This is a genomic window from Neoroseomonas rubea, from assembly GCF_016106015.1.
GTDB classification, from domain to species: Bacteria; Pseudomonadota; Alphaproteobacteria; order Acetobacterales; family Acetobacteraceae; genus Neoroseomonas; species Neoroseomonas rubea.
Genome location: NZ_JACADQ010000150.1, coordinates 1 through 9463 on the forward strand (window position 1 = coordinate 1; position 9463 = coordinate 9463).

Genomic DNA, 9463 nt, shown 5'->3' on the forward strand with positions numbered 1-9463 from the left:
CGCGCTGCGCGGGGGGCTCGCCGTCGCGTTGGTCGCCGCCTTCGTCGTCGCGGGGGCCGAGGCGCCGGAGCGACTGCGCCGCGCCCTGCTGCCCGCCTTCGCCGGCACGGCCCTGCCGACCACGCCCGGCGTGCGGCTGGAAGCCTGGGTGACGCCGCCGGCCTATACGGGCGCGGCGCCGGTCTTCCTCGACCCCGCCGGCGGTGCTGTCTCAGTCCCCGCGGGCAGCCGGCTGCAGGTAGCGGTCTCGGGCGGCGCGGGCGGCGTGCCGGAGCTGGCGCTCGACGGCACGGCGACGCCCTTGCGCACGCTCGACCGCGCCTCCTTCGCCGCCGAGGCCGTACTGGAGTCCGGCGGCTCCCTCGCCGTGCGCCGCGATGGGGCGGACCTCGCCCGCTGGTCGCTGACCGTGCGCGCCGACGCGCCGCCTGTTGCCGCCTGGGACCAGCCGCCGGCGCGTGCCCAGCGCGGGCTTGCCATCCGCCTGCCCTGGAAGGCGGAGGATGACTGGGGTCTTGCCACGTTGCGCGTGGAGCTGCGCCTGAAGCCGCGGCCGGATGCCGAACCCGTCGTGCTCGACCTGCCGCTGCCCGGCGGCAGCCCGCGGACCGCGCGCGGCGCGTCCCAGCCCGACCTGTCCGCCCATCCCTGGGCGGGGCTGGAGGTCGAGGCGCGGCTCGTCGCCCGCGACCATGCCGGGCAGGAAGGCCGCAGTGAGGGCGCCTTCCTCGAACTGCCGGAACGCTCCTTCACCCATCCCGTCTCCCAGGCGCTGATCGCGCTGCGCCGGTCGCTGTCCGTCGATCCCGCCGCGAGGGACGCGGCGCGGCGGGAACTGGACCGCATCGCCGGCGCGCCGGAGGCCTTCGAGCACGACACGGGCACCTTCCTCTCCCTGCGCAGCGCGCGGCATCGCCTGACGCGCGACCGTCGGGCGACCGCGGTGCCGGAGGTGCAGGAAATCCTCTGGGACATCGCCGTCGCGCTGGAGGAAGGGCGCACCGACCGCACCGCCCGTGCCCTCGCCCAGGCGCGTGAGCAGCTGCGGGAGGCGCTGGAGGAACAGCGCCGCACGCCCGAGCAGGAGCGCACCCAGGAACAGCGCGCCGAGCTCGACCGCCGCATCCAGGAGTTGCGGGAGGCGATCCGCCGGCACCTCGAAGCACTCGCCGAACGGCTGCAGCGCGAGAATGCCGAGGCCCTGCCCTACGACCCGCAGCAGCGGCTGATGGACCAGCGGGAGCTGAACCGCCGCACCCAGCGCATGCAGGACGCCGCGCGCCAGGGCCGCACCGAGGATGCGGAGCGCGAGCTCGCGGAGCTGGAGGAGATGCTCCGCGCGCTCGAGGAAGGGCGGAACATGCGCGCCGAGGACCGCCAGCGCCAGCAGCAGCGCCAGCGCGGCCAGCAGCAGATGGGCGCCGTCCAGGACATGGTGCGCCGCCAGGCCGAGATGCTCGACCGCGGCCACCAGCGCGCGGAGCAGGCGGAGCGCGAACGCCAGCAGCAGCGGCGCCAGCCGCTGTCCCGCAGCTTCCCCCCCCCGCCGCCGCAGGCGGACCCGCCGCCCAACCCGCAGCGCCAGGCGGAAAGCCAGCAGGACGCGCGCGTGCAGCGCGCGCTGCGCCGCGCGCTTGGCGAACTCATGCAGCAGTTTGGCGACCTGACCGGCGACGTGCCGCCGCAACTGGGCGAGGCCGACCGCGCCATGCGCGACGGCGCCGAGGCGCTGGCCGAAGGGCGCGACGCGCGCGACCCGCAGCAGCGCGCCATCCGCGCCCTGACGGAAGGCGGGCGCCAGATGGCGCAGCAGATGCAGCGCCAGTTCGGCCAGGGCCAGCCCGGCGAGGATGAAGGCGAGGGCGAGGGCGAAGGCGAGGGCATGGCCAGCGGCGAGCAGGGCGGCGAAGGCCAGGACCAGGCGCAGGAACAGGGCCAGGGCCGTGATCCGCTCGGCCGCCGTACGCGGGAAGCGACGGGCGGCCAGGACAACGGCTCCGACACCCGCGTGCCGGACGAGGCCGAATTGCTGAAGACGCGCCGGATCCAGGAGGAACTGCGTCGGCGTGGCGCGGAGCGCGAAAGGCCGCCGGCGGAACTCGACTATATCGACCGGCTGCTGCGGCGGTTCTGATCGCGGGGCCACGACGGCGTCTGGGTGCGCGCCGCGCGCTGGACGGGCGGTTCGGCCGTGCGCCGAAGCGCGGGCCGCAGATCATCCGCGCAAGGGGTCGACCTTGGCGACGCGCGCGGGGCGCTCAGCGCCTCGGCTTGCCCGGCACCGGCGGCGGCATGCGTTCCTCGGCCGGGCGCCGGCGGCGCTGCAGGGTGGCCGGTACTTCCTGCGCGGGCACCACCGGCGCCGCCTCGAGGCCCCGGCGCAGCAGGCTCGCCCAGGCTTCCTCGGGCGTGTCGACGATCTCGAACAGGCCGAGGTCGTGCGCGTCGATCATTCCCTGCTCTGCCAGGAACGGGAAGTTGACCGCCTTCTCCCAGAAGGCGCGACCATACAGCACGATCGGGCGTGGGCTTGCCTTGCTGGTCTGCACCAGCGTCAGCAATTCGAACAGCTCGTCGAAGGTGCCGAAGCCGCCCGGGAAGACCGCCAGCGCATTGGCGCGCATCGCCAGATGCATCTTGCGCATCGCGAAGTAGTGGAAGCGGAAGGTCAGCGCCGGGGTGGACCAGGCGTTCGGGTTCTGCTCGTGCGGCAGCGTGATGTTGAAGCCGATCGACGGCGCGCCGGCTTCCGATGCGCCGCGGTTCGCCGCTTCCATGATCCCCGGTCCGCCACCGGTCGCGATCACGTTGTCCCGCGGCGCGCCGGAGGCCGCGAGCGCGCCGCCGCGCAGGGAGACGATGCGCGCGAAGGCGCGGGCGTCCTCGTACAGGCGGGACTGCTCCATCGCGCGCTTCGCCGCGCGCTTTTCGGCCGGGCTGCGCGCCGCCTCCGTCATCGCCTGCGCCTGTTCCGCGCTCGGCGTGCGGGCAGAGCCGAAGACGACGATGGTGGAGCGCACGCCCCAGTCGCGCAGCGCGTATTCCGCCTTCGCGTATTCCATGCCGAAGCGGAAGGGGCGCATCTCGTCGCGCAGCAGGAAGGCCTGATCCTCGACCGCGAGCAGGAAGGAGCGGGAGCGCTTCTGGGCGCCGTTCTCGGGCATGTCTCGTGTCCTCGTGGCCGGCGCATTGGCCGGCATCGCCGTGTCGCGGTATGCCTCAGCCTTCGATGAGGGGGAATGCCGCCATGAAGGACGCGACGCGGGCGAAGCTTGCCGGGGTCTCTACCGCCACGCTGACCACCGTGCTGTTCAAGCGCGGATTCCGCAACGTGTTCCTGGCGCTCACCCCGCTGAACCCCGGTGCGCCGCGTATGGTGGGCCCCGCCTATACGCTGCGCACCATACCGGCGCGGGAGGATCTCGACGGGCTCGAGGTGTTCAAGGACCCGTCCCATCCGCAGCGCAAGGGGGTGGAGGAATGCCCGCCCGGCGCAGTCTTCGTCATCGACAGCCGCGGGGACGCGCGCGCGGCCTCGGCGGGCGGCATCCTGATCACGCGGCTCAAGGCGCGCGGCGTCGCGGGCGCGGTGACGGATGGCGGCTTCCGCGACAGCCCGGAGATCGCGGCGATGGGCTGGCCGGCCTATCACGCGAAGCCGTCCGCGCCGACGAACCTGATCCACCACCATTGCGTCGACCTCAACGTACCCGTGGCCTGCGCCGGCGTCGGGGTGCACCCGGGCGACATCATGGTGGGCGACGGGGAAGGGATCGTCTGCATCCCCGCCCATATCGCCGACGAGGTGGCGGAGGAGGCCTTCGAGCAGACGGTGTTCGAGGATTTCGTGCAGGACCGCGTCGCGGCCGGCCACACGATCCGCGGCCTCTATCCCATGACCGATGCCGCCAACCGGCCGATCTTCGAGGCTTGGCGGAAGGAGCGCGGGCGGTAGGGCCTGGTCGGGGCGACGGATCCGGCGGTTCCGCCTTCGCGGACCGGGCGCTAATCCAGCGCCAGCGTCAGGAATCGGTTCTCCGCGCTTTCGGCGTAGTCGCCGAACGGCCCGCAGGGCGTGAATCCCTGCGCGAGATAGAGCGCGACCGCGCCGGCGAAATAGGGCGCCGTGCCGGTCTCGAGGCTGACGCGTGCCATGCCCGTGGCACGCGCCTCGGCGAGGATGTGGCGCAGCATGGCGCCGCCCACGCCGCGCCGGCGCGCCGCTTCGGCCGTGTGCATCGACTTCACCTCCCCATGGTCGGGCGCGAGGCGCTTCAGCGCGCCCGTGCCGACCGGCGCGCCGTCCAGCCATGCGGTGAAGAAGCGGATCTCCGGCACGCGGAGGCCGGACAGGTCGAGCGCGAAGGCGAATCCTTCCGCCGTCGCCTCCCGCGCCTTGCGCAGATGCACGGCCAGCAGCGCCTGCACCCGCGGATCGTCGAGCCCGCCCTGCGCGATCCGCAGGCTCACGGGTAACGGCCCCGTTCCAGGATCTCGAGCGTGTACTCGCGGTAGGTCATGCCGAGTTCCTCGGCGCGGGCGAGGCGGCGCAGCGCGATCTCCCGTGGCGGCGTCTTCCAGGCCCGGCGATGCGCGCGCTTCCAGCACCACAGGCGCCAGCCAGCGGGGTCGTCATCCTCCTCGAGCGGCGGGCCCCCGTTGTGCCGGGGCGATGGCGGCATGGTCATGGACGCAAGTATCCACTATCCTAACATCATGTCCACTATCATGGACGACGCCCCGCCCGCCCTCGACACGCTGCTCGCTGCCCGCATCCGGCGGGAGAGGGAGGCGCGCGGCTGGTCGATCGCCGACCTCGCCGCCGCCTCCGGCGTTTCCCGCGCCATGATCAGCAAGGTCGAGCGGGCGGAGGCGAGCCCGACCGCTTCGCTTCTCGGGCGGCTGTCGGGCGCGCTGCACCTGACCGTCTCCACCCTGCTCGCCCGCGCCGAAGCCGATGCCGGCGCGCCGCGCATCGCCCGGCACCAGGCCCAGCCGGTCTGGACCGATCCCGCCACGGGCTACGTGCGGCGCGCCCTGACACCGCCCGGCGCCGAGCCCGAGCTGGTCGAGGTGGAGCTGCCGCCCGGCGCGCGCGTTGCCTACACCGCATCCTCCTTCGCCTTCCTGCGCGGTCAGGTGGTGTGGGTGACCGCGGGGCGGCTCGTGGTGGAGGAAGGGGCGGAGGAATCGCGGCTGCATGCCGGCGACAGCCTCGCCTTCGACCTCGACACGCCGCGCGGCCACGCCTTCCGCAATCCGTCGCGCTCGAAGCCCTGCCGGTATCTCGTGGCCCTGTCCCGCCGCTGAGCGCGCTTGGCGCGGATGCCCGCGCGGTGGCAGGCTCGCCGCCAAGAACCAAGGGAGGAACCAGACATGCCCATCGCAATCGGGCGCCGCGCGCTGCCCGCATTTGGCCTGGCCGCCGCCGGCGCCACGCAGGCGCAGGGGCAGTGGAGCCCCGCCCGCCCCGTGAGCATCGTCGTGCCCTTCCCGCCGGGCGGATCCACCGACGTCACGGCGCGGCTGGTGGCGGAAAAGATGGCGCCGCTGCTCGGCCAGAACGTGGTGATCGACAACAAGCCCGGCGCCCAGACCGTGATCGGCGCCGAGGCCGTGGCGCGCGCCGCGCCGGACGGTCACACGCTGCTGATGTCCTCCGGCACCACGCTGACGATCAACCCGCTGATCGGACGCAACCTCCCCTACAGGCCGGAGGACTTCGCCCCGGTCGTGCATGTCTCGACCCTGCCGTTCTGCATCGCGGTCCGGCCGGGCCTGCCGGACACGATGGAAGGCTTCGTCGCGCATGTGCGCGCCAATCCGGGCAAGGTGACCTGGGGGCACAATGGCCGCGGGTCCTTCAACCACATCGCCGGCGCGCTCATCCAGGACCGGCTGCAGCTCGACTGGCAGGATGTCGGCTATCGCGGCGACGCGCACCAGATGAACGACCTGCTGGCGGGCACGCTCGATTCCATCCTCGTCGGCGGCGCGACGGGGCTGCAGGTGGCACGCTCCGGCCGCGCGAAGATCATCGGCTGGACCGGGGAGGCCCGGCTGCCGAACCTGCCGGACCAGCCGACCTTCCATGAGCGCTGGCCGGGCCTGGTGGCTGTGACCTGGTTCGGGCTGCTCGCGCCGGCGCGCACGCCGCCCGCCGCACTCGTTCGCCTGAACGCGGCGGGGGCTGCGGCGGTGGCCGATGGAAGCGTGCGCGAACGGCTGCTGAACGAGGGGATCGTCACCGCCGGCGGCAGCCCGGCCGATTTCCAGGCCTTCCTGTCGCGGGAAGCAGAACGCTGGGGGCCGCTGCTGCGGCGGCTCAACATCCAGCTCAACTGAGCCGCCCCCGCGCAACTCGGCATCAGCAGGCCGCGTACAGCCGCCCCGCGCCGGCCACCCGGTCCATGATCCCGGCGCGGCGCAGCGCATGCCAATAGGTGACTGGGTTGGTCGCCAGCACCGGCTTGCGCAGTGCGGCCTCCGCCTCCCGCGCCACGGCGGCGAAGGGCAGGTTGGTGCCGACCTGCACGATCGCCTCCACCTCCGGCCCGTCCAGCTCGCGCACCGCGTTGCGCAGCCGATCGGGCGCGACGCGCGCGATCGCGGCAGGCCCGGGCGCGCGCAGGCCGAGCACGCGGACCACCTCGATCCCGGCTTCCTCCAGGAAGGCCTTCGCCGCCGCGTCCCCGCCCGGGAAGAAGGGTGTGAGCAGCGCGATCCGCCGCAGGCCGAGAGCCTCCAGCGCTGCGAGCGTCGCCGCGGTCGGCGCCGTGACGGGGCAGCCGATGCGCGCCTCGGCCTCGGCAAGCAAGGCCGCCCCGGCCGCGCCGCCGCCGATGAAATTCTCGACCATCACGCCGATCGCCACATGGTCCGGCTTCGCCGGCGCCAGCGTATCGAGCGCGGCCATCAGCCCGCCCACCATCGCCGCGCGCACCACAGCGGCATCGACATCGCCGGCAACCGCGGCATCCGGGTTGGCGATCCGCGCCGTCGCGTTGATCACGCCGGCGGGGCGGAGATCGTCCATCTCCGCCTCCGTCGTCACATTCGTCGCCGGCACCACCACGCCCATCAGCAGGCGTGGGGCCAGGCCGTAGCGGGGCGAGAGAGGCGGGGGCTGGTCCATGGCGGAACCCTGCCAGCCCCCGCCCGCGCCGACTACTGCCGGTTATCCGGCCACAGGGTGCGGGAGACGAGGCCCGCCAGCACCGCCCCGATGATCGGCGCCACCCAGAACAGCCACAGCTGCTGCAGCGCCCAGCCGCCCACGATCAGCGCCGGCCCGGTGCTGCGCGCCGGGTTCACGCTCGTATTGGTCACCGGGATGGACACCAGGTGGATCAACGTCAGGCCGAGCCCGATCGCGATCGGCGCGAAGCCCTTGGGCGACTGCGGATGCGTGGCGCCGACGATGATGATGAGGAAGAAGAACGTCATCACCACTTCAGTCAGCAGCGCGGAATTCATCCCGTACTTGCCGGGGGAATGATCGCCGAAGCCGTTGGCAGCGAAGCCGCCCACTTCGAAGCCCGGCTTGCCGGTCGCGATCGCCCAGAGGATGCCGGCGGCCGCGATGGCGCCGAACACCTGGACGACGATGTAGGGAATCGCGTCGCGCCCCGGGAACCGACCCGCCGCGACCAGCCCGAGCGTGACCGCCGGGTTCAGGTGGCAGCCCGACACATGTCCGATCGCGTAGGCCATGGTCAGCACCGTCAGGCCGAAGGCGAGCGAGACGCCGGTCAGGCCGATCCCGACCTCCGGGAACGTCGCCGCCAGCACGGCCGAGCCGCAGCCGCCGAGCACGAGCCAGAGCGTGCCGATGAACTCGGCAGCCAGTCTTGGAGCCATGGAGCGAATCCCTCCTCACATTTTCTGGAGGAACGAGGTTAGCCCCGGAACGCATCGTTCGCGCAACCATGGGGCCGCATCCCTGCCGGAATACCCGCCATGCGTGGCCACCCTACCGCACGACGGCGATCCGCCCGTCCTCCCGCGCCACCGCGCGGCCGGCGGCGATCGCGTCCGCCACCGTCTCGTCCAGCACCGGGCCGGTGTCGTATGGGTCGAGCGCGCGGTCACGGAAGGCGACGTAGCCGTCCCCGCCGCGCCGCATGAAGTCGTTGGTCACGACGCGATAGACCCGGCTCGGGTCGAGCGGCACGAAGGACGCGCCCTGCGCCACCTCAGCCTGCCGCACCCGCGACCCGGGTGGCGCCGTCGGGTCCCAGGCGAAGCGGATGCCGGCCACCTGCGGGAAGCGCCCGGCCGTGCCCGCGCCCTGCGCCAGGCCCGCTTCCAGCGCCGCCAGCACGTCCGCGCCGCGCAAGCCCATCACCGCGATGGTATTGCCGAAGGGCAGCACGGTCAGCACGTCGCCATAGGTCACCTGGCCGCCGGGCAGGCCGGCGCGTAACCCGCCGCCATTTGTCACCGCGATCTCCGCCCCCGGGATGCGGGCGAGCATCGCCTCCGTTACCAGGTTGCCCAGCGCGCATTCGCCGCGTCGGCAGTCGGTGTTGGGCAGCGCACCGGTCAGCATGCCGACCGGCCGGCGGCGCGTCTCCTCGAGCGGCCGCGCGAACTCCGCGACCATCGCGGCGACGCGCGCATCCTCGGCGAAGGTGGCGCCGACGGGCGCGCACCCCCCACCCGTCGCCACGATCCGCCCATCGGCGGCGAGGTCGAGGTCCAGCATGCCGAGGAACCGCCCGAAGGCGCCGGTCTGCACGATGCGCACCGTGCGGTCGCGCCCATCGACCAGCAGCGGCGAGGGTCCCTCCGCCTCGGACTCCGCGGCCAGCAGCGTGTGCGAATGCCCGCCCGCGATCACGTCGATGCCGGCCACCTGCTCCGCCAGCCGCCGGTCGGCGCCAAGGCCGAGATGGGAGAGCACCACCACCGTCGCCGGGCCGCTTGCGCGGATCTCCGCGACCGCGCGCGCCACTGCCTCGGCCGGGTCGGTGAAGCGCAGGTTCTGCCCGGGGGAGGAGAGCGCTGGCGTCTCCGGCGTGGTGACGCCGATGATGGCGATGCGCGCCCCGCCGCGCCGCGTTTCCCACCAGGGCCTGAAGCGCCCCGCGAGCAGCGGCTCGGCGCGGGTGTCGATGTTCGCCGCCAGGATCGGGAAGTCCGCCCCCGCGGCGAAGCGCGCCAGCACCTCCGGCCCGTTGTCGAACTCGTGGTTGCCGAGGGTCATGGCCTCGCAGCCCCAGGCCTTCATCACGGCGAGCTCCGCCGCGCCGCGATGATGCGTGTAGAACAGGCTGCCCATGAACTGGTCGCCGGCGTCGATCGCGACGACACCGCGGCCGCCCGCTTCCGCTTCCGCCCTCGCCTGCCCGATCGCGCCGGCGAGCCGCGCCGCGCCGCCGAGGCAGGGGTCGTTCGCCCGGCAGGCCGCGCCGGTCGCGCGCAGGTCCGGAGAGCACAGGTCTGAACTCCAGCCACACAT

10 protein-coding genes are annotated in these 9463 nt (G+C 73.4%); 4 read left to right on the forward strand and 6 right to left on the reverse strand.

Going from position 1 to position 9463, the window contains the following annotated elements:
• On the forward strand, window positions 1–2134 hold a 2134-nt coding region (locus HW577_RS14545; protein WP_198376869.1), incomplete at its 5' end, for a DUF4175 family protein.
• 124 nt (window positions 2135–2258) lie between these two features.
• Here the strand turns inward: HW577_RS14545 and HW577_RS14550 are convergent.
• The gene (locus tag HW577_RS14550; protein WP_198376870.1) at window positions 2259–3164 is read right to left on the reverse strand and encodes an LOG family protein; all 906 of its coding nucleotides are present in this window, start codon (window positions 3162–3164) and stop codon (window positions 2259–2261) included.
• 83 nt (window positions 3165–3247) lie between these two features.
• Between HW577_RS14550 and HW577_RS14555 the strand changes: the two genes are divergently transcribed.
• The gene (locus HW577_RS14555) at window positions 3248–3955 is read left to right on the forward strand and encodes a ribonuclease activity regulator RraA (RefSeq protein WP_232474945.1); all 708 of its coding nucleotides are present in this window, start codon (window positions 3248–3250) and stop codon (window positions 3953–3955) included.
• A 50-nt stretch (window positions 3956–4005) separates the two neighbouring features.
• On the opposite strand, the gene HW577_RS14560 is transcribed toward HW577_RS14555, so the two are convergent.
• Together HW577_RS14560 and HW577_RS14565 are read right to left on the reverse strand one after the other, a co-directional pair.
• A complete protein-coding gene (locus HW577_RS14560; protein ID WP_198376874.1) occupies window positions 4006–4470 on the reverse strand; it encodes a GNAT family N-acetyltransferase in 465 nt (154 codons plus the stop codon).
• Window positions 4467–4688, reverse strand: coding sequence for a hypothetical protein (locus HW577_RS14565; RefSeq protein WP_198376875.1), 222 nt, complete (start codon window positions 4686–4688; stop codon window positions 4467–4469). Before HW577_RS14565 ends, HW577_RS14560 begins: the two co-directional genes overlap by 4 nt.
• Window positions 4689–4728: 40 nt before the next feature.
• On the opposite strand from HW577_RS14565, the gene HW577_RS14570 reads away from it, so the two are divergent.
• Window positions 4729–5310, forward strand: a complete 582-nt coding sequence (locus HW577_RS14570) for a helix-turn-helix domain-containing protein (RefSeq protein WP_232474946.1) — start codon at window positions 4729–4731, stop codon at window positions 5308–5310.
• A gap of 66 nt (window positions 5311–5376) precedes the next feature.
• Window positions 5377–6345, forward strand: a complete 969-nt coding sequence (locus HW577_RS14575) for a Bug family tripartite tricarboxylate transporter substrate binding protein (protein WP_198376877.1) — start codon at window positions 5377–5379, stop codon at window positions 6343–6345.
• A gap of 22 nt (window positions 6346–6367) precedes the next feature.
• On the opposite strand, the gene HW577_RS14580 is transcribed toward HW577_RS14575, so the two are convergent.
• From HW577_RS14580 to HW577_RS14590, 3 genes are all read right to left on the reverse strand, one after another.
• Window positions 6368–7135 (reverse strand): maleate cis-trans isomerase family protein, encoded by a 768-nt coding sequence (locus HW577_RS14580; protein WP_198376879.1) that lies wholly within the window; start codon window positions 7133–7135, stop codon window positions 6368–6370.
• A 32-nt stretch (window positions 7136–7167) separates the two neighbouring features.
• Window positions 7168–7860 (reverse strand): aquaporin Z, encoded by a 693-nt coding sequence (gene aqpZ, locus HW577_RS14585; protein WP_198376880.1) that lies wholly within the window; start codon window positions 7858–7860, stop codon window positions 7168–7170.
• 112 nt (window positions 7861–7972) lie between these two features.
• Window positions 7973–9463, reverse strand: a 1491-nt coding sequence (locus HW577_RS14590; protein ID WP_198376882.1) for a bifunctional metallophosphatase/5'-nucleotidase, incomplete at its 5' end; no start/stop codon positions are given.